Origin of the sequence: Ciceribacter azotifigens (genome assembly GCF_048159625.1) — a bacterium.
GTDB lineage: Bacteria > Pseudomonadota > Alphaproteobacteria > Rhizobiales > Rhizobiaceae > Allorhizobium > Allorhizobium azotifigens.
Window position 1 is genome coordinate 215,206 of record NZ_JBLQTA010000003.1, and the last position, 21,013, is coordinate 236,218.

The window sequence follows — 21,013 nt, forward strand, 5'->3', positions numbered from 1 at the left end:
CTCACGCCGCCTTGGCGACGTGATATTCCTTGATGGCGACCATCTTGATGGCAGGGTACCGCTCCGCCTCGTAGCGGAGCGAAAATGCGTCCTGCGCCATGAAAACCGGATCGCCGTCGAGGTCACGGCACATGTTGCCGCGCTGTTGGGTCATGAACTTTTCGAGTTCGCCCGGCTGATCGGCAGAAATCCAGCGGCAGACGGAGAAACGCGGCATGTCGAAGGAAACCGGCAGGCCGTACTCCGCAGAAAGGCGCTCCTTCAGGACGTCGAGCTGCAGTGCGCCGACGACGCCTACGATTGCAGGCGACCCGTCTTCCGGCTGGAAGAGCTGCACCACGCCCTCTTCCGCCATCTGCTGCAGGGCCTCCTTCAGCTTCTTCGCCTTCATCGCGTCCTCGAGCCGCACACGGCGCAGGATTTCCGGCGAGAAGTTCGGCACGCCCTGGAAGACCAGAGGCTCCCCTTCGGTCAGCGTGTCGCCGATGCGGAGCGTGCCATGGTTCGGAATGCCGACGACATCGCCTGCATAGGCGGTGTCGGCAAGCTGCCGCTGGGAGGCGAAGAAGAACTGGGGCGCCGTGAGACCCATCTGCTTGCCCGTGCGAGACAGCCGCGCCTTCATGCCGCGCTCCAGCTTGCCAGAGCAGATGCGGGCAAAGGCGATGCGGTCGCGATGGTTCGGGTCCATGTTCGCCTGGATTTTGAAGACGAAGGCCGTCATCCGGTCTTCGGCAGCGTGCACCGTGCGGATGTCCGCTACCTGGTCGCGCGGCGGCGGCGCGAACGCGCCGAGCGCGTTGATGAGATCGCGCACACCGAAATTGCGTAGAGCCGAGCCGAAGAAGACCGGCGTCAGGTGGCCTTCGAGAAAGGCCTTGCGGTCGAACGGCCGGCAGGCCTCCTGGGCAAGTTCCAGTTCCTCGATGAAAGCCTGCCGTTCATTCTCCGGCAGGTGTTCGGCGACGCTCTGCGGACCGTTGACTTTCAGCGGCTCGACCTGCGTGTCCGATCCGCGGAAAGTATTGTCCGCAAGATTATAGGAGCCGCAAAACGTTTTCGACCGCCCGACCGGCCAGGTGACCGGAGCGGTGTCGAGGGCCAGCTTCTCTTCCACTTCGTCGAGGATTTCGAAGGGATCGCGGCTTTCGCGGTCCATCTTGTTGACGAAGGTGATGATCGGGATGTCGCGCATGCGGCAGACTTCAAAGAGTTTCAGCGTCCGCGGCTCGATACCCTTGGCGGCATCGATCACCATGACCGCGGCGTCCACTGCCGTCAGGGTGCGATACGTGTCGTCGGCGAAGTCTTCGTGACCGGGTGTATCGAGGATGTTGAAGACCTTGCCGTCGTATTCGAACGTCATAACCGACGTCACGACCGAGATGCCGCGCTCGCGCTCGATCTTCATCCAGTCGGAACGGGTCTGGATGCGGTCCTTCTTCGCCTTCACTTCACCGGCGAGTTGGATCGCCCCGCCGAACAGCAGCAGCTTTTCGGTGAGCGTCGTCTTACCGGCGTCCGGGTGCGCGATGATCGCGAAGGTGCGGCGGCGGGATACCGCCTCTGCAAGCGTTTCAGCCATGAATGTGAATCCTGTGAATTGCCGCGTATCTAGCGATTAAAGGCCGGCATTGCAATTGACCTCGGCAGATCGCGCGCAAAGTAATGGAGGCATGAACATCCACAACGACATTCGTCCGACCCTCAAGCTTCTCCGTCTGGCCCACGGCGAGGACATCCCGCTGCCCTCCTACGAGACGGCGGGGGCCGCCGGCATGGACCTGCGCGCGGCCGTGACCGAGAGCGCGCCTATGACGCTTGTGCCCGGCCAGCGGGCGCTGGTACCGACCGGCTTCATCATGGAAATCCCCGAAGGCTTCGAGGCGCAGATACGTCCGCGGTCGGGGCTCGCTTTAAAGAACGGCGTCACTTGCCTCAACACGCCGGGTACCATCGACAGTGACTATCGCGGTGAGGTGAAGGTGCTGCTCATCAATCTCGGCGAGGAGGCTTTCGAGATCGTCCGAGGCATGCGGATCGCCCAGATGGTGATTGCACCGGTTACGCAGGTGCACATCACGGAAGTCACGGAGACCTCCACGACCGTGCGCGGTGCAGGCGGTTTCGGCTCGACCGGCCTCTAGATGACCGGCGGCAGCCGGCGCTTGACGGTCGTGGACTTGATCATGGCCGTGTTCGTCTGCGCACGTTCCGCGATCCGGTCGAGTATACGGTCGAGATCGGTCATGCTGCGCAGGGCCATGCGGCAGATGAAGCAGTCGTCACCCGTCACCTTGTCAGCTTCGGTGATTTCCGGCGTCTCCTGGATCAGCTTTTCGACCACATGCAGCATACCCGGCAGCGGTCGGACACGGACAATCGCCTGCAGGGGGTAGCCGAGCGCTTCCAGTTCCACATCCGCGCCGTATCCGGTCAGCACGCCGCGCTCTTCGAGCCGTCGCAACCGCTCTGAGCAGGCCGGCGAGGAAAGCCCTGCGCGAGCAGCAAGCTCCTTGAGCGGAAGACGCGCATCTCCGGCGAGCGCTTCGACGATCTTCCGGTCGACGAGATCGAGAGCCTGAATAAAACTCACGTTCATGGGACATCCGCCTAACTTTATTCTGAATTTAAGCGCGTTCACCTCACTTCGATGAAGCAATTATGCCATCTACTTCGCTAGGCTGCAACCATCCCAAGGAGGTTGCCATGTCACCCACAATCAAAAGCGGAATCCTCGATATGACCGTCGCCATGGTGCTGTCCGGCACGATCGGCTGGTTTGTCCTGCAGTCCGGGCAATCGCCCGCAAACGTCGTCTTCCTGAGATGCCTGATCGGCGCCCCGGTTCTGGCATTACTCGCATATCGCGCCGGCGTCCTCGCCATTATTCGCGGACGCACGCTGCTTCTGGCGATGATCGGTGGCGTCGCACTCGTTCTCAACTGGCTCGCCCTCTTCTCCGCCTATCCGCTCGCTTCCATCTCGGCCGCGACGATCGTCTACAACGTTCAGCCATTCATGCTTGTCGGTCTCGGTGTGCTCTTCCTCGGCGAAAAGGTTTCCACCAACAAGCTCATCTGGCTGGGGCTCGCCTTTGCCGGGATGCTGGCGATGACCCTTTCGGGGCCGGCGACGGAAGATAACGCACAGGGCAGCTATCTGCTGGGCATCCTGCTCGCGGTCGTCGCGGCCTTCTGCTACGCCGTGGCGGCCTTTGTAACCAAGTGGCTCAAGGGCACCTCCCCCTATCTGATCGCGCTGATCCAGGTCAGCACAGGCGTGGTCCTGCTGGCGCCACTTGCCGACTGGCACAACCTGCCCACAGCACCGCAAAACTGGGCGATGGTGGCAACCCTCGGCATCGTTCACACCGGGATCATGTATGCGTTCCTCTATTCGGCGATCCAGAAGCTGCCGGTCGTGCTGACCGGCACCCTATCCTTCCTCTATCCCGTGGTGGCGGTGATCGTGGACATGTCCGCCTTCGGACATGTATTGACGCCCGTGCAGGCGCTCGGCGGCGCAGCAATCCTCTTTGCCGCTGTGGCGACCACGCTCAATCTGCCGCCGAAAGCGCTTTTCCTGCCGAAAAGAAAGGTCTCGCAACGACGATAACCTGCTATCTCCGCTACGTGATCGATCCGTACAAGGCGAAGGAGTTCGAGCACTATGCGCGGCTCTGGATACCGCTGGTCGAGCGGCTGGCGGCACGCTCCACGGCCAGTCGGATTTCGCCTACGCGGAGGAGACCCGTTTCATCCTCAGCTACGAACCGAGCTTCATGCGGCCACTGTTCTGAGCTTTCAGCGCTGGGCTTCCGTTGCCATGCGCACTGCAAGCCCGGCGAGAACGGTGCCCATCAGCCAGCGCTGAATGGTCATCCAGAAGGGTCGCCCGGCGAGAAAGAGCGCGATTGCGCCGGCGCTCACCGCAATCATGGCGTTGACGGTGACGCTTATCGTGATCTGGGTGAATCCGAGAACCACCGATTGACCAAACACGCTGCCGGCGGACGGATCGATGAACTGCGGCAGCAGCGACAGGTACAGCACCGCAACTTTCGGGTTGAGCAGGCTTGTGACGAACCCCATCGCGAACAGGCGCCGGGACGAGTCCTTCGGCAGCTCGCGGACCTGGAAGGGCGAGCGCCCGCCCGGTCGCAATGCCTGCCAAGCCAGCCAGGCGAGATAGGCGGCCCCTGCAAGCCGCAGTGCGTCATAAGCGTAAGGTACTGCGAGCACCAGTACGGTGATGCCGAGGGCAGCCGACAGCATATAGACAACGAAGCCGAGGGCCACGCCCCCGAGCGAGACCAAGCCCGCCGCGGGTCCCTGACAGATCGACCGCGACACGAGGTAAATCATGTTCGGCCCCGGAGTAAGCACCATACCGAGACAGATGAGGCCAAAGGCGAGAAGCGAGGCGGTGGACGGCATGACAGGTCTCTTCGTTGAAGGGCTGCACAAGTGGAAAGCAGACGGAAACGAGACCGGCAACAATGATCGTGTCACCATTGCAAGTTTGATGCTGATCAGTTAGCGGTGCGAACGTTCGTTCATCCGACCGGGGAGCCCATCATGACCCTCTCCACGCTGCTCGCCTACGCCGGCGCATTGTTCATCGCGGCGGCCATTCCCGGCCCCGGCATGACTGCAATTGTGGCCCGGGCGCTCGGCTCGGGCTTCCGTCCGACCTTCTTCATGGGACTGGGGCTGATCCTCGGCGATCTCTGCTACCTGACGGCGGTCGTCCTCGGCCTCTCCTACCTCGCGCAGACATTCGTGACGCCCTTCCTCGTCATCAAATATGCAGGCGCCGCCTACCTCGGCTACATCGCCTACAAGCTCTGGACGGCCGGCCTGCTGCCGCAGGAAGTCCAGGCACGCAAGGGCGGCGGCCTTGGCACTTCCTTCCTCTCCGGCCTCTTCGTCACGCTCGGAAATCCGAAGACCATGCTTTTCTACGTCGCCCTTGTGCCGACGCTGATCCCACTAGAGGCGATCGGACCGGGGGACTATGCCGCACTCGCCGGAATCACCTTCGTTGTTCTGATGGCCGTACTCATCCCCTACATCGTGCTCGCTGCTCGGGCGCGAACGCTGCTCAAGCAGCCTTCTGCGCTCAAGGTCCTGAATCGCGTGGCGGGCAGCGTTCTGGCGAGCACCGCCGCGTACATCGCTGCCCGGGCGGCCTGAAATAAATATTTGGGACCTCCGCTCGGCCAGCGCGTTTTTTCTCTCGGGATGCCTTGCCGTAGGCAAAGGGTTCTAGCCCGGTGCGGACTTTGATCCTATTGTGCGCTCACCAAAACCACCCTGAGGGAGAGCACCATGTCCGACACGAAGAAACCCGGCCGCGGCCGCGTTTACAGCTCCATTCTCGAAACCATCGGCGATACGCCGATCGTCCGGCTCGATAAGCTGGCGAAAGAAAAGGGCGTGAAGGCGAACCTGCTCGCCAAGCTCGAATTCTTCAATCCCCTCGCCTCGGTCAAGGATCGCATCGGTCTCGCCATGATCGAGTCGCTCGAACAACAGGGCAAGATCACCCCCGGCAAGACGGTGCTGGTGGAACCCACCTCGGGCAATACCGGGATTGCACTTGCCTTTGCAGCCGCCGCCAAGGGATACCGGCTAATCCTCACCATGCCGGAAACCATGTCGATCGAGCGTCGCAAAATGCTCGCGCTGCTTGGTGCCGAACTGGTGCTAACGGAAGGACCGAAGGGCATGAAGGGCGCGATCGCCAAGGCAGAGGAGCTTGTTTCCACACTGTCCGACGCCGTCATTCCGCAGCAGTTCGAAAATCCGGCCAATCCTGAAATCCACCGCAAGACGACGGCCGAGGAGGTCTGGAACGACACCGCTGGTGCCGTCGACATCTTCGTCTCCGGCATCGGTACCGGCGGCACCATCACCGGCGTCGGCCAGGTGCTGAAAGCCCGCAAGCCCTCGCTGAAAGTCGTTGCCGTGGAGCCGACGGACAGCCCGGTCCTTTCGGGCGGCAATCCCGGACCCCACAAGATCCAGGGCATCGGTGCAGGCTTCGCGCCGAAGGTCCTCGACACCACGATCTATGACGAAGTCGTCACGGTGACGAACGACGAGGCTTTCGAGAACGCACGTCTGGTCGCCCGTCTCGAGGGTGTGCCGGTCGGCATCTCCTCCGGCGCGGCGCTCGCGGCGGCAATCAAGATCGGCCAGCGCGAGGAAAACGCAGGCAAAACCATCGTCGTCGTGATCCCCTCTTTCGCGGAGCGTTATCTCTCGACCGCACTCTTCGAAGGGCTCGGAGGCTGAGGCACGCACCTTCGCGATCCGCGGTCAAGGATCATCTGCCCCTGATCCGGCCGTCCCTTTGGGCGACCGGATCTTGATTGTCTAAGCCACCGCCGACAACCGCTCGGAGGGTATGCGATAAGAAATCGCCTCGGCGACATGGATCCGGCCCAGCCGATCGGCACCATCGAGATCGGCGAGCGTGCGAGCGACTTTCAGAACACGATGATAACCGCGGGCCGAAAAGCGGAACTTCTCCGCTGCATCGCGCAGGAGCTGGAGGCCGGAGGGATCCGGCTCGGCGAGCGCCTCGATCATCGCCGTGGAACAGCGGGCATTCGTGACGACTCCCGGTATCCCGGCCGTTTCGAAACGCTCCCGCTGGCGATCCCGCGCCCGCCGGACACGTCGCGCGACGTCCGCGCTCGGCTCGGCCGCCATCGGGCGGATGAGATCAGTCGCCGCCACGGCCGGAACGTCGATGCGGATATCGATTCGATCCATCAGCGGGCCGGAAATGCGCCCCTGGTATTCGGTAAGGCAGCGCGGCCCTCTTGCGCAGTTGTGTCCGGGCTCACCCGCGAGCCCGCAGCGGCACGGGTTCATGGCCGCGATCAGCTGGAACTCGGCGGGATAGGTGACCCGATGGTTGGCGCGGGCGATCACGCACTCGGCCGTCTCAAGCGGCTGTCTCAGGGCATCAAGCACCTGCGGCGCGAATTCCGGCAACTCGTCGAGAAAAAGCACGCCCTTGTGGGCGAGTGAGGCCTCGCCGGGCTTCGCCCGCAACCCGCCGCCGACGAGCGCCGCCATCGTCGCGGAATGATGCGGCGTGCGAAACGGACGGCGGTCGGAGAGCTTGCCGCCGGACAGTTGCCCGGCGATCGAATGGATCATCGAGACTTCGAGGAGTTCGGGCGCAGAGAGCGCCGGCAGGATCGACGGCAGGCGCGAGGCCAGCATGGACTTGCCGGAACCGGGAGGGCCGACCATCAAAAGGTTGTGGCCGCCGGCCGCCGCCACTTCGAGCGCACGCTTCGCACTCTCCTGGCCGCGAATGTCGGCGAGATCCGGCAGATTGGCGGAAAGCGCACGAACTGCCGGCTCCGGCCGCGAGAGGACCTGGGTTCCCCGGAAGTGATTGGCGAGCGCAATCAGGCTGCGAGGCGCCAGAATGTCGATCTCCGCCCCGGCCCACGCCGCCTCTGGCCCGCTGTCGGCGGGGCAGATCAATCCCTTGCCGAGCGCATTGGCGCCGATCGCCGCCGGCAACGCGCCGGCAATCGGGGCAATTGTTCCATCGAGATTGAGTTCGCCGATGACTACATAATCCGAAAGCGCATCACCGGGAATGGCACCGAGCGCCGCCATAAGGCCGAGCGCAATGGGAAGATCGAAGTGCGAGCCTTCCTTCGGCAGGTCGGCCGGCGCGAGATTGACCGTGACGCGCTTCGGCGGCAAAGCGAGCCCCGAAGCATGCAAGGCCGCTTGCACCCGTTCTCGGCTCTCGGCAACCGCCTTGTCTGGCAGGCCGACGATCTGCATGCCGATCTTGCCCGGCGCGACCATCACCTGAACGTCGACTGGTACCCCTTCGATGCCCTGAAACGCAACCGTACTGACACGCGCAACCATCGCCCGCCCCCTCGATCTGCCCCCTGGCGTGGCGGGAAAATACATCTTTCACGCGCTGCCGATCGAACAGTGACACGGATTTCGGGTAATGACAAGAACATTTGCAGAACAGAAACACGCAATATTCCCGCACAGGTTTCGGCTCGGTTGTATCCGAGAACAGATGTCGTACGCCGCGGGCCGTAGCCGTGCCCGGCGGTCTCAGGCGCGCTTTCTCTCGATTGCATCCCAAAGCAGGGCGGCAATGTCCGCGCCGCCAAAGCGCTTCACTTCACGGAGGCCAGTCGGCGACGTGACGTTGATTTCCGTCATGTAATCGCCGATCACGTCGATGCCGACCAGCAGAAAGCCGCGCTCTCTCAGCGCCGGACCGATACGGGCGCAGATTACCTTCTCCCGCGCCGTCAGTTCCGTCGCCTCGGCACGCCCGCCGACATGCATGTTGGAACGGCTGTCGGTCTCGGCCGGCACGCGGTTGATTGCGCCCACCGGTTCCCCGTCGACGAGGATGATGCGCTTGTCGCCCTTGCGGACATCCGGCAGGTAAGCCTGCGCGATGAAGGGCTCCCGGAAGACCTGGTGGAACATTTCCAGCAGCGAGGAGAAGTTGCGGTCGTCGCGGGTGGTGTGGAAAACGCCGGCGCCACCGTTGCCGTAAAGCGGTTTCAGGATGATATCGCCCATTTCCTCGCGGAAGCGCGCGATCTCGTCGTTGTCGCGGGTAATCAGGGTCGGCGGCATCAAGTCGGCAAACTCGGTGACGAAGATCTTTTCCGGCGAATTGCGTACCCAGGCCGGATCGTTGACGACGAGCGTCTTGGGGTGGATGCGCTCCAGCAGATGCGTCGAGGTGATATAGGCCATGTCGAAGGGCGGATCCTGACGCAGCAGCACCACGTCCATGGTCGACAGATCGACACGCTCCGGCTCGCCGAGAGTAAAGTGATTGCCCTTTTCGTCGCGCAGTTCCATCGGCTCGACGGTGGCAATGATCTTGCCGTCGCGCATCGAAAGCCGGTCGGGCGTATAGTGGAAGAGTTTGTAGCCCCGGGCCTGCGCCTCAAGGCTCATCGCGAAGGTCGAATCCCCCGCGATTGCGATGCCGGAGACATGGTCCATCTGGACCGCGATATTGGTGATCTTCGCCATGGCCGGCCCCTCGTTGAAAGCCTCCGAGATTTAGGCCGGCTCCTTGAGAAAGGCAACGTCGAAGACCATCAATTCTCCTGAACCACGGCTCAGCCGAGAATCCGCTTTGCCGACGGCGAACGCAGCGCATTGCGGATACGGTAGAGCGTCGCCAGCGGCTCGGGGAAAGGCTTACGCAGGAAGGCGATCTTGCGAACATAATCGTCGATCCGCCAGGTCGCCCAGGTGCCGCCGCGGAAATAGGCGATGTCGCCGGCCTTCAGCACTCTTTCGCTGCCGTCTTCCGTCGTGACATGAACCTCGCCCTCCTGGATCACGACGGTCTCGTCCCAGCCGAAGTACCAGCGGAACTCGCCTGCAGTGCAATCCCAGACGGCCGTGGAGCTCGCCTCGTCCGTACTCGTCGAATGATCGCCGACACGGGCCATCGGGGCCCCCCGAATAATCCAGTCTGGATTGATCGGCGCGGGCTTCAGCACCAGCATGCCGCTATTTGCGGCTACCAGCGGCGGACGCTCTCCGAGCTGCCGTTCCTTCGGCAGCGTCGCGAGCGCACCTGCCATGCTGACGAGAAGAAGCTTCAAGGCCATGGTCTCTCCCTCAAAAATCCGGTCTCGTGAGGAAGTAGCAGACAGGGGTGAGAGCACGGTTAGCGCGATTGTTCAAATTTTCCGCAACCGCAGACTTTGGAGTTCCGGGGCAGCTGCCCCGACCGAGACCGTCGGGTCAAGCTGAAAGGACGCCGTGCCGCACGGTATTGGCGGGCACTATCGCCGGCGCGTCAACGAAAGGCGCGATCCGCCTGCCGGTATCGGCTGCGAAAAAATGCAGCCGCTCGGGAAGTACCGCCACCCGCATATCCGATGCGATTTCCGTCTCGAGAGCAAGCGAGACCGTCAACGCCTGACCGTCGACAAATCCGTGAACAAGGCGATGCGCGCCGAGCTCCTCGATGTAATCGACGGTGAACGGCAGTGATCGCGTACCTTCTGCGGCGACGACAAAGTCCTCGGCACGCACGCCGACGATCACCGGTCCTGAAGCGGCCGCAGGCTGATCGATCGCAATGTCCGTTCCGCCGATCCGCAGGCGGTCACCGTCCAGTACACCATTGAAAAGGTTCATCGCAGGCGAACCTATGAAGCTCGCCACAAAGGTGGAAGCTGGCCGATGGTAGACCTCCAACGGCGTGCCAATCTGCTCGATCCGGCCGGCGTTCAACACCACGAGGCGATCGGCAAGCGTCATTGCTTCCAACTGGTCGTGCGTCACATAGAGCGCCGTGGTTCCGAGACGCCGCTGCAGCTTGCGGATCTCGCCGCGCATGGTCACGCGCAGCTTGGCGTCGAGGTTGGAAAGGGGCTCATCGAACAGGAAGACCGCGGGCTTTCGCACGATGGCCCGGCCCATGGCGACGCGCTGGCGCTGGCCACCCGAAAGCGCCCGCGGCTTGCGCGTCAGATAGGGTTCGATCTCCAGCAGGCGGGCGGCTTCTGCCACGCGCGTCTCGATCTCGGCCTTGGGCGTCTTGCGATTCTTCAGGCCGTAGGCGAGATTGTCGTAGACCGTCATATGCGGATAGAGCGCGTAGTTCTGGAACACCATAGCGATGTCGCGGTCGGCCGGCTCGACCTTATTGACGGCGCGCCCGCCGATGCTGACCGTGCCCTCGGATATGGCCTCGAGCCCCGCCACCATACGCAGCAGCGTCGATTTTCCGCAGCCGGACGGCCCGACGAGCACGATGAATTCGCCGTCCTCGATGGCGATGTCGATGCCCTTCACGGCATGGACCCCGCCGTCATAGATCTTCGAGACCTGGTCGATGTGGATTGTCGCCATGGGGTAGCCTTTCTTACTTGTCGCTCTCGGTCAGGCCCTTGATGAACCAGCTCTGGAAGATCACCACGACGACGACCGGCGGCAGCATGGCGAGTACGGCCATGGCGAATGCCTCGTTATAGTCGGGGATCTGCGAGCCGACCCAGACCTGCAGGATCTGCTTGATGCCGCGCATCAGCGTGTAGAAGCTCTCGTCCGTGGTCATCAGCAACGGCCAGAGATACTGGTTCCAGCCATAGACGAACATGATGATGAACACCGCCGCGATCATGGTACGCGACAGCGGCACCAGAACGTCGAAGAAGAATTTGATCGGCCCCGCGCCGTCGATCCGGGCGGCCTCCAGCAGTTCGTCCGGCACCGACTTGAAGAACTGGCGGAAGAAGAAGGTGCCGGTCGCCGAGGCGAGCAGCGGCAGGATCAGGCCGGTATGGGTGTTCAGCAGGCCAAGGTCACTCATCACCTTGTAGGACGGCATGATGCGCACCTCGAGCGGCAGGAGCAGCGTGGTGAAGATCAGCCAGAAGGCGAGCGTGGCAAAGCGGAAGCGGAAATAGACGATGGCATAGGCCGCCATCATGGAGAGCACGATCTTGCCGACGGCGAAGCCTATGCCGAGGATCAGCGAATTCAGCGCCATGGTCAGGCCGGTGACCTTTCCGGTGAAGCCGCCGCCGTGGAACAGTACCTTACTGTAGGTCTCGCCAAAGTGGTCGCCAACGGTCAGCATCAGGCCCTTCGAATGAATTTCCGCCGCGCTGTGCGTGGAGGTGGTGAAGGCGATGACAAGCGGTCCCAGCATCAGGACGACGCCGGCGATCAGGATCAGGTGGTCGAAGAATTTGGTGCGATACATGGCTCGACCTCAACCGTAATGAACGCGGCGTTCGATGAATCGGAACTGGATCAGCGTCAGGACGAGCACGATTACCATCAGGATGACCGACTGGGCCGAGGAGGAGCCGAGGTCGTTGCCGCGGAAGCCGTCGAGATAGACCTTGTAGACCAGCGTGATCGGATTGTTGGCCGCCTTGTCCTTCACGATCACGTCGATGACGCCGAAGGTGTCGAACAGCGAGTAGGTCATGTTGATGATGAGCAGAAAGAATGCCGTCGGCGTCAGGAGCGGAAGGATCACCGTCCAGAAACGGCGGGTACCGGACTTGCAGTCAATCGCCGCCGCCTCACGGATGGAGGCGGGAATGCCCTGCAGGCCGGACAGGAAGAAGATGAAATTGTAGGGGATCTGGTTCCAGACGGCGACCGCCACCATGGCGAATGCCGTATCGAAGTAGTTGATGCCGACCTTCATCTCCCAGCCGAAGAGGGAGACGAACTTGACGAACGGCCCGATATGCAGGTCGAAGAACATCATCCCGATCAGACCCGCGACCGGCGGGGCGATGGCATAGACGACAATCAGCAGCGTCTTGTAGGCAGACTGGCCGCGAATGATGGCATCGGCCTTCAACGCCAGCAGCAGGCCAAGCGACAGCGTGAGGAACGTCACGATCAGGCTGTAGGCGATCGTGAAGCGCGCGATCTTCTGGTATTCCGGCGCCATGAGGGCATCGGTGTAGTTTTCGAGGCCGACGAAGCTCTCACCGAAGCCGAACGGATCCTCGATGAAAAACGAGGAACGGATTGCCTGCGCCGACGGCCAGTAGAAGAAGATCGCAATGATCGCGAACTGCGGCAGCAGGAACAGATAGGGCAGAAATCGCGAGGAAAACTGGACGCGCTTCATGAGGCAGCCTTCACGGAAAATCCCGGGAGCTTGAAGCCCCCGGGAACTCTATGCGTTGGAAGAGGAAATCAGCCGGCGGTCTTGGCGAAGCGGGCGAGCAGCTCGTCGGCTTCCTTCTTGATGGTTTCCATCGCGTCCTTCGGCGTAGTTTCGCCGGAGAAGATGCGATTGTATTCGCGTTCCATCACGGTGCGGATCTGCGGGTAGAAGCCGAGGCGGTAGCCCTTATCCCACTCGGCGCCCGGCAGGGAGAGCTGCTGGATGCCCACTTCGGCGGCCGGCTTCTCGTTGTAGTAGCCTTCCGACTTGGCGAGCTCGTAAGCTGCCTTGGTGATGGCGACGTAGCCGGTCGACTGGTGATAGAATTTCTGGATCTCGGGCGAGGTCAGGAAATGGAAGAAGGAAGCGACGCACTTGTTTTCAGCTTCCGGCTTTCCGGCCATCGCGAACAGCGAAGCACCGCCGATGAAGGTATGAACGCCTTCCGGAATGACCGACTTCCAGTAGGGCAGGAAGGTTGCCGAGAACGGCATGGTCGCGGTCTTCTGCAGGCCGCCGAACGAGCCGGACGAACCGATCCAAAGCGCAACCTTGCCTTCTTCGAAAGGCTTCTGGTTGTCGTTCCAGCCGGCGCCGTAGTAGCCGAAGAGGCCCTGATCGTACCAGGCCTTCAGCTTCTCGTACATCATGACGTGGTTCGGATCGGTGACGTTGATCGTCGTATCCGTGACGCTGTCGTAGCCGTTGTTGTTCGAGGCGAACTGCAGGTTATGGCGCGAGAAGAAGTTCTCGGTGAACTGCCAGGTGAGCTGCGACTGGACGAGCGGGGTATACCCGGCTTCCTTGAGCTTCGGCGCGATGGCTTCGAACTCTTCCCAGGTCTTCGGGGCTTCGACGCCGGCCTTCTTCAGGGCGTCGGTGTTGACGTACATGATCGGCGCCGAAGAGTTGAACGGCATGCCGACGAACTTGCCCTCGGAGTCGGCATAGAAGTAGCGCACGCCTTCGATGAAGTCGTCGCGGTTGAAATCATAGCCGGCGTCCTTGATCAGGTCTTCGGCCGGAATGACGGCACCCTTGGCGTTGATGATGGTGGCGGCGCCTGCGTCGAAGACCTGAAGGATATTCGGCTGCTCGCCGGAACGGAAAGCGGCGATGCCGGCGGACAGAGCTTCTTCATAAGAACCCTTGGAGACCGGCGTCAGCGCGCATTCGGCCTGGGCCTCGTTGAACTTCTGGGCCACCTCGTTGATGACTTCGCCGTTACGGCCGCCCATGCCATGCCACCAGGTGATGTTGGTCGCAGCAAGCGACGTGCTTGCGGTCATGGACAGGGCGAGCGCTGCCAGTGAAAGCTTCTTGAACATGGATTAAATCCTCTCCGCCGGTATTGGGGTGAGGACTGCATTATTCGGCTTCTGTGACGCCGCCTTAAAAGTTCCATGTCATTCCCATGACAATTTGGAGGATTTGCTCCAAGCAAGGCGTGATCAGAAAGCGTCTTCGAGGTGTCGCGGAATACGCGCGGGGCGGACGGCAACAATGTCATACCGGAGCGACAATTCCGCCGCGTCCGGTTGCCGCGAAAGCCAGATCGCACTCGCCGCGCGTATCCGCTTCTGGGAATGGAAGCTTACGGCGTCGACGGCACTGCGCTCCAAGCGGCGGGCCTTCACTTCCACGAAAACGGCGAGCGTGCCTTTACGCGCGATGATGTCGATCTCGCCGGCGCGGGTACGAAAGCGCAAGGCGACGATACGGTACCCCTTGAGAAGAAGGAAAAGCGCCGCGACGTACTCGGATAGGCGCCCGCGTCGTTCCGCCCTGAGCCGCCGGCCGTCGGCTTTTTTCTCCTCCGACCGGTCGTCTCTCATCTCTCGTCCTTGAGTTCGAGAATCCGCTGGTAGAGATCCTTGCGAGGTAGGCCCATCCGCCTTGCCGCCTCGGTTGCCGCCTTGCCGGCGGGAAGGTCGGCAGCGAGGCGTTTCAGGAGCGCGTCGACATCGCTTTGGGCCGGCGCCTCCGGGGGAATGGGCGGGCCGATCACCAAGACGATTTCGCCCTTCACGACCCGGTCGCCATCGTAGTAGGCCGCGAGTTCTGCGAGAGTGCCGCGCCGGAATTCCTCAAAGGTCTTGGTCAATTCGCGGCACACGCAAGCTGGACGCGCAGCACCGAGTACATCGGCGGCGGAGGCCAGCGTGTCGCCGATGCGATGCGGCGACTCGAAGAACAGCAGCGTGCCGGGAACGTCCCGCACCTCCTCCAGCCGATCCCGGCGCGCCTTGTCCTTCGCCGGCAGGAAACCCGCGAAGAAAAAGGCGTCGTTCGGCAGGCCGGAACCGACGAGAGCGGCGAGCGGTGCCGACGCACCAGGAATCGGCACCACGCGGCACCCGGCCTCGATCGCCATGCGTCCCAGTCGATAGCCGGGATCGGAGACGAGCGGCGTGCCGGCATCGGAGACCAGCGCCACGGATTTTCCTTCCATAAGAGCCGCAAGCAGTTTCGGCCCCGCCAGCTCTGCATTGTGCTCATGGTAGGCGATCGGCCGGTTGTGGATACCGTAGCGATCCAGCAGAACGCGGGTCACGCGCGTGTCTTCGCAGGCGAGCACGTCGGCTCCGGCGAGCGCCTCGAGCGCCCGCAGCGTAATGTCGCCGAGGTTTCCGATCGGCGTCGCGACGAGATAGAGCGCAGGCTCGAGCGGCCGGGCGGAGATCACGGCATCATAGAGGCGATAGGTCTTCGGGGAAGCCGCGGCGTCCTTCCGGATGTCTGTCACGATGGGCGTCCTTTCGGGGATGACAGGGCCTTTATGGTTCAGCATCGACCTTTGAACAAGATACAATGCCCATTCGCTTTGTCCGCGCGTGATGGCTCTTGCAATCGACCGCCTTTTGCTGCCATTTTGCGCGTCCACATTCTCCGGCCGACGAACAGCGCGGCGTCATATTGCGGCCATTCCAGCTTCCCCGGATGGCGACAGGTCGAAAGCGGTAAAGTCTATGCGTATCACTCTTGAACGGTCCAACCTTCTCAAATCGCTGAACCATGTCCATCGCGTGGTCGAACGTCGCAACACCATCCCGATCCTGTCTAACGTGCTCCTGCGGGCGGAAGGCGCCAGCCTCGACATGAAGGCGACCGACCTTGATCTCGAGATCACAGAGGCGACGCCCGCCATGGTCGAGCAGGCCGGAGCGACGACCGTACCGGCCCACCTTCTCTACGAAATCGTCCGCAAGCTGCCGGACGGCGCCGAGGTCCTGCTTGCAACCACGCCGGACGGCGCCTCGATGACGGTCGCCTCCGGCCGCTCCAAGTTTTCGCTGCAGTGCCTGCCGGAATCGGACTTCCCGGATCTTACCGCCGGCACCTTCACCCACGCCTTCAAGCTGAAGGCCTCCGATCTCAAGATGTTGATCGATCGCACGCAGTTTGCGATCTCGACGGAGGAGACCCGATACTACCTGAACGGCATCTTCCTCCACACGATCGAGAGTGCCGGCGCGCTGAAGCTTCGGGCCGTGGCGACTGACGGGCACCGGCTGGCTCGCGCCGATGTCGAGGCCCCGTCCGGTTCGGAGGGGATGCCGGGGATCATCATTCCTCGCAAGACGGTCGGCGAACTGCAGAAGCTGGTCGACAATCCGGATCTCGTCGTCACCATCGAAGTTTCGGACGCGAAAATCCGCTTCACCATCGGCTCCATCGTCATGACCTCAAAGCTGATCGACGGCACCTTCCCGGACTATCAGAGGGTCATTCCGACAGCGAACGACAAGGAAATGCGTGTCGATTGCCAAACCTTCGCCCAGGCAGTCGACCGCGTATCGACCATCTCCTCGGAACGGGGACGCGCCGTAAAGCTCGCGCTTTCCGACGGTCATCTAATGCTCACCGTCAACAATCCGGACTCCGGTAGCGCGACCGAAGAAGTGGCCGTCGGATACGAAAACGACTCGATGGAAATCGGCTTCAACGCCAAGTACCTGCTGGACATTACCGCGCAGCTTTCCGGTGACGATGCGATCTTCATGCTTGCGGATGCCGGCTCGCCGACGCTCATTCGCGACACGGCCGGCGATGACGCCCTCTACGTGCTGATGCCGATGCGCGTGTGACGGAACGGATCGCCTGATTCCGTTGGATTTCTGCTCCATGTGCGCCATTTAGTCTTGTTTTTGCGACAAGGCGGCGCAAGATAGCCCCAGTGCGACCGCTGCGATTTTTGCATAATCGGTCTCTAGTGAGGGTTAGGCCATGGTACGACGTCTGAAGGAACGGTTCGAAAAGAAGTTCGACGAGGAGATCCGGTTCTTCAAGGGCATGATGCAGGGGCCGAAGCTGGTCGGCGCGATCGTCCCGACCTCCTCGATCACCGCCAGAAAGATGGCGAGCGTCGCCAATCCGAACTCCGGGCTGCCTGTCCTGGAACTCGGTCCCGGTACGGGGGTCATCACCAAGGCGATCCTCGCCCGTGGCGTACCAGCGGAAAAGTTGGTCTCCGTCGAGTATTCCGAAGACTTCTACAATCACCTCAAGGAAACCTACCCGGGGGTGAACTTCATCCACGGCGATGCCTTCGATCTCGACCACACGCTCGGCGCGCTCGCGGGCCAGAAATTCGATTCCGTGGTCTCCGCCGTTCCGCTTCTGAACTTCCCTATGCAGGATCGAATCCGCCTTCTGGAATCTCTTCTCGACCGGCTGCCGCCTGGTCGCCCCGTCGTTCAGATTTCCTACGGTCCCGTCTCTCCGATCATCGCCAAACCGCAGAGCTATCACATCCAGCACTTCGACTTCATCGTCCGGAACATCCCGCCGGCGCAGCTCTGGATTTATCGCCGGGCATAGCCGGCAACGTTCGCCTTCTCCCTTGCAGATCGCCGCGTCACGTGCGACTGGACGGCGATGGAAAACTGGCCGGGAGTGAACCCTTGATCGCACGAGAACGCCTCATCGTCGGGCTCGACGTACCGACGCTGCGTGAAGCCGAAACGATCGTCGACAAGCTTTCGGACGACATCATTTTCTACAAGATCGGTTACCAGCTGGCCTTCGCCGGCGGACTGGAATTTGCCCGGGATCTCGCCGCTTCCGGCAAGAAAATCTTCCTGGACATGAAGCTGCTCGACATCGACAACACCGTCGCCTCAGGTGTCGAGAACATTGCGAAGATGGGGATGTCGATGCTGACGCTCCACGCCTATCCGAAGGCGATGCGTGCGGCGGTCGAGGCAGCCAAAGGCTCCAGCCTCTGCCTGCTCGGAGTGACCGTGCTGACGTCGATGGACGAAGGCGATCTCATCGAGGCCGGCTACGAATACGATCCGCACACGCTCGTCCTTCGCAGGGCCGAGCAGGCACGTGCAGTCGGGATGGGAGGCATTGTCTGCTCAGCCGAAGAAGCTGCGGCTGTTCGCAAGATCATCGGTCCCGACATGGCGCTGGTCACGCCGGGCATCCGGCCGGCCGGTGCCGATAAGGGTGACCAGAAGCGGGTCATGACACCCGCCGACGCGCTCAAGGCGGGTTCCAGCCATCTCGTCGTCGCCAGGCCCATCGTGAAGGCACCGGATCCGAAGGAGGCCGCACGCGCCATCCTCGCCGAAATGGCCGAGGTCCTCTGAACCTCGGCACCGTTCCTAGTGTCGTCATTTCCGCTCTGTGTTGAGCACCATGGGGGATATTGCGCCCTCGAAGCGGTTTCCGGCGAGAACGTTGTCGATCGCCCGGTCACGCGGATCGAGGCTGCTGCCGAAGGGATATCTCGGATCGACCTTGCAGTACCATTTCCCCACATCGCGGTGATTGAGCCAGATCGCGGGATAAGCAACGATGCTCGAACGGTACACGAAGCGATTGTCGATGATCTGGTTGGACCTGGGTTCCTGGTGGCGGATGGTTCCCCCTTCGCCGCAGTTGCGATAGACGAAAATGCCGCCTTTCTCGGGGTTCTTGAACTCGTTGCCCGAGATAACATTTCGCGCTGAACCGTCGACCGCGATCATTTCGCGGTCGGCCTTGACAGAGAAGCGATTGCCCGCAATGACGTTTTCAGCCGATTCCGCATCCAGGTAGATGGCGGTCTTCGCCGATTTTCCACGTATGGTCGAGTTCGTCAGCGATGACTTCGTCACCCCCGGGCCGAAATACAGGGGAATCGTGCCGACCGCCTCGATCGAAACGTTCTTCAGGTCAATGCCGGAGGGAGCGTTCCGCTGCGCATTCGCGGTGTGGTCCCGATTGAGCGACGATTTTCGTACCTCATCGGCTTCCCCGTTGGGGCCGAGACCCGTCAGGCGTATGTTTCCGATGATCTTGCAGTTCGTGATCCGGATGTTTCGCGGGACGCTCCAGCCGGAACTGCCGGGCAGCTTCTGAGATCGCACGAGAACGGTCGGCGCGCTTACGCCGTATTTCATTTTGGCACTACCGAGTGTCGCACCGCGACAATCGAGGCTGACACCCGAAGCAGCATCACCGGCGAACACCAGTTTCCTGGTAATTACGTCGTCCGGCCTCAGTTGGAGGTCGCAATTCACATTGATCCGATCATCCTTGCCTTCGGGAGCACTTCTCAGCTTTTCGTAGAAGGCCGCATCACACATCTTCGCCTGCACGTCGGTCGACCATGCCAAACTGACAATCATCGTTGCGGCTAAAATCATAATGAAAGCAGGAATGGCCGTGCGACCGGACGCTCCCAACCGAGACCATGGCTGCAATGTCGTCTCCATCTGCGGATGTGATCTGATTCGAGAACCTACGGGCTCACACCTTAGCCCGAAATGAACAAACTTGACCCCTCCCGCGAATTCACTCAAAACCGCCTGAACAGACCAGACAGGAGGACAGGATGCCCAAAGGTTATTGGATTGCCCGCGTCGATATCCGTGATCCGGAGCGCTACAAGGACTATGTCGCGGCAGCCAAACCGGCTTTCGAGAAGTACGGTGCAACCTTTCTCGCCCGCGGCGGCGCGTTCACCGAACTCGAAGGCAAGGCGCGCACCCGCAATGTGGTCATCGAGTTCCCGTCCCATCAGGCCGCCGTCGACTGCTACAATTCGCCGGAGTACCAGATCGCCGCAAAGATCCGCCAGGAAGTGGCGGACGCCGAAATGGTCGTCGTCGAGGGCGTCTGAAACGCCCGTATGCGTAGCGTCTCTGCGGCGCGATGGCACTTCACGTCGCAGAACGATTCGTCTAATAGACAGCTTGAAGCCAAACTGCCCAATTCTCTTCGAGGGAGCCTGCCAATGACCCTGTCCAATCTTCCGCCGCTCGTGACCGTGTTTGGTGGATCGGGCTTTGTCGGCCGGCACGTCGTGCGCGCGCTCGCCCGCCGCGGATACCGCATCCGCGTCGCGGTCCGCCGGCCGGATCTTGCAGGCTTCCTGCTACCGCTCGGCAATGTCGGCCAAATCTCGCTCGTCCAGGCGAACCTGCGCTACCGGGCATCGATCGATAAAGCGGTCGAGGGCGCCGACCATGTCGTCAACTGCGTCGGCATCCTGTTCGAGAGCGGGCGCAACCGCTTCGACGCCGTTCAGGACTTCGGCGCCCGCGCCGTAGCGGAAGCTGCCAGGACTGCGGGCGCAAGCCTCACCCATATTTCGGCGATCGGCGCCGACGTGAATTCCGAATCGCAGTATGCGGTTACAAAGGGCAAGGCGGAGGCTGCGATCCTCTCGATCAAGCCGGATGCCGTCATCATGCGCCCGTCGATCGTCTTCGGCCCCGAAGACAGCTTCTTCAACAAGTTCGCCGCCATGGCCCGCAAGGCGCCGTTCCTGCCGCTGATCGGTGGCGGCAAGACCAGGTTCCAGCCGGTGCACGTCGGCGATGTGGCAGAAGCGGTCGCCCGCTCCGTGGACGGCAGGCTCGCCCGCGGCAAGATTTACGAGCTCGGCGGGCGCGAGACCCTCACTTTCCGCGAATGCATGGAGGTCATGCTGGCGGCGGTCGAGCGGCGACGTGGCTTCCTGAGCCTGCCGTTCGGCGTTGCTTCCTTCATCGCTGGCATTCTCTCGCTCGTGCCGTTCATCAAGCCGCCGCTCACCGGTGACCAGGTGAAGCTTCTGAAGAAGGACACCGTCGTTTCCGACGCCGCAAAGGCCGAGGGCCGTACGCTCGAAGCGATGGGAATTACCCCGGTTACACTGGAATCGATCCTTCCCTCTTACCTCGTGCAGTACCGCCCGCACGGGCAGTTCACGGGGGCCGGCAAGGAGGCGTGACGCCGTCTCCGCGACGTGTCCGCTGCCTCTGCGTTGCACAAATGACGCAGTGGCAAATTACCTTTGTTAACCGACGGTTCAGCAAGATCTTCTATTGAAGAAACGGCTGGC

Annotated in this window: 22 protein-coding genes and 1 pseudogene; 10 read left to right on the forward strand and 13 right to left on the reverse strand. The window is 61.9% G+C overall.

The window, feature by feature from the left end; all coding sequences use genetic code 11:
* Position 1: 1 nt before the first annotated feature.
* On the reverse strand, positions 2-1,585 hold the full coding sequence (locus ACM6UT_RS06150; RefSeq protein ID WP_416796467.1) for a peptide chain release factor 3: 1,584 nt from the start codon (positions 1,583-1,585) through the stop codon (positions 2-4).
* A 91-nt stretch (positions 1,586-1,676) separates the two neighbouring features.
* Between ACM6UT_RS06150 and dut the strand changes: the two genes are divergently transcribed.
* Positions 1,677-2,147, forward strand: coding sequence for a dUTP diphosphatase (gene dut, locus ACM6UT_RS06155; protein WP_416796468.1), 471 nt, complete (start codon positions 1,677-1,679; stop codon positions 2,145-2,147).
* On the opposite strand, the gene ACM6UT_RS06160 is transcribed toward dut, so the two are convergent.
* Positions 2,144-2,602: an Lrp/AsnC family transcriptional regulator gene (locus ACM6UT_RS06160; RefSeq protein WP_416796469.1), complete on the reverse strand. Its 459-nt coding sequence runs from the start codon at positions 2,600-2,602 to the stop codon at positions 2,144-2,146. The two genes, dut and ACM6UT_RS06160, sit on opposite strands and share 4 nt — an antisense overlap.
* Positions 2,603-2,709: 107 nt before the next feature.
* On the opposite strand from ACM6UT_RS06160, the gene ACM6UT_RS06165 reads away from it, so the two are divergent.
* Both ACM6UT_RS06165 and ACM6UT_RS06170 read left to right on the forward strand, forming a co-directional pair.
* Positions 2,710-3,618, forward strand: coding sequence for a DMT family transporter (locus tag ACM6UT_RS06165; RefSeq protein ID WP_416796470.1), 909 nt, complete (start codon positions 2,710-2,712; stop codon positions 3,616-3,618).
* Positions 3,615-3,802, forward strand: a pseudogene (locus ACM6UT_RS06170) (hypothetical protein). The gene ACM6UT_RS06165 and the pseudogene ACM6UT_RS06170 overlap by 4 nt, the downstream one beginning before the upstream one ends.
* Positions 3,803-3,806: 4 nt before the next feature.
* Here ACM6UT_RS06170 and ACM6UT_RS06175 read toward each other — a convergent pair.
* Positions 3,807-4,439, reverse strand: a complete 633-nt coding sequence (locus ACM6UT_RS06175; RefSeq protein WP_416796471.1) for a LysE family translocator — start codon at positions 4,437-4,439, stop codon at positions 3,807-3,809.
* 141 nt (positions 4,440-4,580) lie between these two features.
* Here ACM6UT_RS06175 and ACM6UT_RS06180 point away from each other — a divergent pair, with 141 nt between their 5' ends.
* Both ACM6UT_RS06180 and cysK read left to right on the forward strand, forming a co-directional pair.
* Positions 4,581-5,198: a LysE family translocator gene (locus tag ACM6UT_RS06180; RefSeq protein ID WP_416796472.1), complete on the forward strand. Its 618-nt coding sequence runs from the start codon at positions 4,581-4,583 to the stop codon at positions 5,196-5,198.
* 135 nt (positions 5,199-5,333) lie between these two features.
* Positions 5,334-6,302, forward strand: coding sequence for a cysteine synthase A (cysK, locus tag ACM6UT_RS06185; protein WP_416796473.1), 969 nt, complete (start codon positions 5,334-5,336; stop codon positions 6,300-6,302).
* Between the two features lie 81 nt (positions 6,303-6,383).
* On the opposite strand, the gene ACM6UT_RS06190 is transcribed toward cysK, so the two are convergent.
* From ACM6UT_RS06190 to rsmI, 9 genes are all read right to left on the reverse strand, one after another.
* A complete protein-coding gene (locus ACM6UT_RS06190) occupies positions 6,384-7,916 on the reverse strand; it encodes a YifB family Mg chelatase-like AAA ATPase (protein WP_416796474.1) in 1,533 nt (510 codons plus the stop codon).
* A gap of 201 nt (positions 7,917-8,117) precedes the next feature.
* The gene (gene gshB, locus ACM6UT_RS06195; RefSeq protein ID WP_416796475.1) at positions 8,118-9,065 is read right to left on the reverse strand and encodes a glutathione synthase; all 948 of its coding nucleotides are present in this window, start codon (positions 9,063-9,065) and stop codon (positions 8,118-8,120) included.
* An 89-nt stretch (positions 9,066-9,154) separates the two neighbouring features.
* Complete coding sequence (locus ACM6UT_RS06200) at positions 9,155-9,655, reverse strand: cupin domain-containing protein (protein ID WP_416796476.1); 501 nt, start codon at positions 9,653-9,655, stop codon at positions 9,155-9,157.
* 136 nt (positions 9,656-9,791) lie between these two features.
* Complete coding sequence (locus ACM6UT_RS06205) at positions 9,792-10,907, reverse strand: sn-glycerol-3-phosphate import ATP-binding protein UgpC (protein WP_416796477.1); 1,116 nt, start codon at positions 10,905-10,907, stop codon at positions 9,792-9,794.
* A 13-nt stretch (positions 10,908-10,920) separates the two neighbouring features.
* Complete coding sequence (gene ugpE / locus ACM6UT_RS06210) at positions 10,921-11,763, reverse strand: sn-glycerol-3-phosphate ABC transporter permease UgpE (RefSeq protein WP_416796478.1); 843 nt, start codon at positions 11,761-11,763, stop codon at positions 10,921-10,923.
* Positions 11,764-11,772: 9 nt separating this feature from the next.
* Positions 11,773-12,654: an ABC transporter permease subunit gene (locus tag ACM6UT_RS06215; RefSeq protein ID WP_416796479.1), complete on the reverse strand. Its 882-nt coding sequence runs from the start codon at positions 12,652-12,654 to the stop codon at positions 11,773-11,775.
* 68 nt (positions 12,655-12,722) lie between these two features.
* Positions 12,723-14,021 (reverse strand): extracellular solute-binding protein, encoded by a 1,299-nt coding sequence (locus ACM6UT_RS06220; protein WP_416796480.1) that lies wholly within the window; start codon positions 14,019-14,021, stop codon positions 12,723-12,725.
* 123 nt (positions 14,022-14,144) lie between these two features.
* Positions 14,145-14,528 (reverse strand): YraN family protein, encoded by a 384-nt coding sequence (locus ACM6UT_RS06225; RefSeq protein WP_416796481.1) that lies wholly within the window; start codon positions 14,526-14,528, stop codon positions 14,145-14,147.
* The gene (gene rsmI, locus ACM6UT_RS06230) at positions 14,525-15,430 is read right to left on the reverse strand and encodes a 16S rRNA (cytidine(1402)-2'-O)-methyltransferase (RefSeq protein WP_416796688.1); all 906 of its coding nucleotides are present in this window, start codon (positions 15,428-15,430) and stop codon (positions 14,525-14,527) included. The genes ACM6UT_RS06225 and rsmI overlap by 4 nt, the downstream gene beginning before the upstream one ends.
* Before the next feature lie 232 nt (positions 15,431-15,662).
* Here rsmI and dnaN point away from each other — a divergent pair, with 232 nt between their 5' ends.
* The 3 genes from dnaN to pyrF all read left to right on the forward strand — a co-directional run bounded on the left by dnaN (position 15,663) and on the right by pyrF (position 18,290).
* On the forward strand, positions 15,663-16,781 hold the full coding sequence (gene dnaN / locus ACM6UT_RS06235) for a DNA polymerase III subunit beta (protein WP_416796482.1): 1,119 nt from the start codon (positions 15,663-15,665) through the stop codon (positions 16,779-16,781).
* Between the two features lie 139 nt (positions 16,782-16,920).
* Positions 16,921-17,514, forward strand: a complete 594-nt coding sequence (gene pmtA, locus ACM6UT_RS06240; protein ID WP_416796483.1) for a phospholipid N-methyltransferase PmtA — start codon at positions 16,921-16,923, stop codon at positions 17,512-17,514.
* A gap of 83 nt (positions 17,515-17,597) precedes the next feature.
* Complete coding sequence (gene pyrF, locus ACM6UT_RS06245; protein WP_416796484.1) at positions 17,598-18,290, forward strand: orotidine-5'-phosphate decarboxylase; 693 nt, start codon at positions 17,598-17,600, stop codon at positions 18,288-18,290.
* 24 nt (positions 18,291-18,314) lie between these two features.
* On the opposite strand, the gene ACM6UT_RS06250 is transcribed toward pyrF, so the two are convergent.
* Positions 18,315-19,400 carry a right-handed parallel beta-helix repeat-containing protein gene (locus tag ACM6UT_RS06250; RefSeq protein WP_416796485.1) on the reverse strand — a complete coding sequence of 362 codons (1,086 nt, stop codon included), beginning with the start codon at positions 19,398-19,400 and terminating at the stop codon, positions 18,315-18,317.
* A 119-nt stretch (positions 19,401-19,519) separates the two neighbouring features.
* Here ACM6UT_RS06250 and ACM6UT_RS06255 point away from each other — a divergent pair, with 119 nt between their 5' ends.
* Complete coding sequence (locus ACM6UT_RS06255; protein WP_416796486.1) at positions 19,520-19,807, forward strand: DUF1330 domain-containing protein; 288 nt, start codon at positions 19,520-19,522, stop codon at positions 19,805-19,807.
* 114 nt (positions 19,808-19,921) lie between these two features.
* A complete protein-coding gene (locus tag ACM6UT_RS06260; RefSeq protein WP_416796487.1) occupies positions 19,922-20,902 on the forward strand; it encodes a complex I NDUFA9 subunit family protein in 981 nt (326 codons plus the stop codon).
* Positions 20,903-21,013 lie beyond the last annotated feature (111 nt).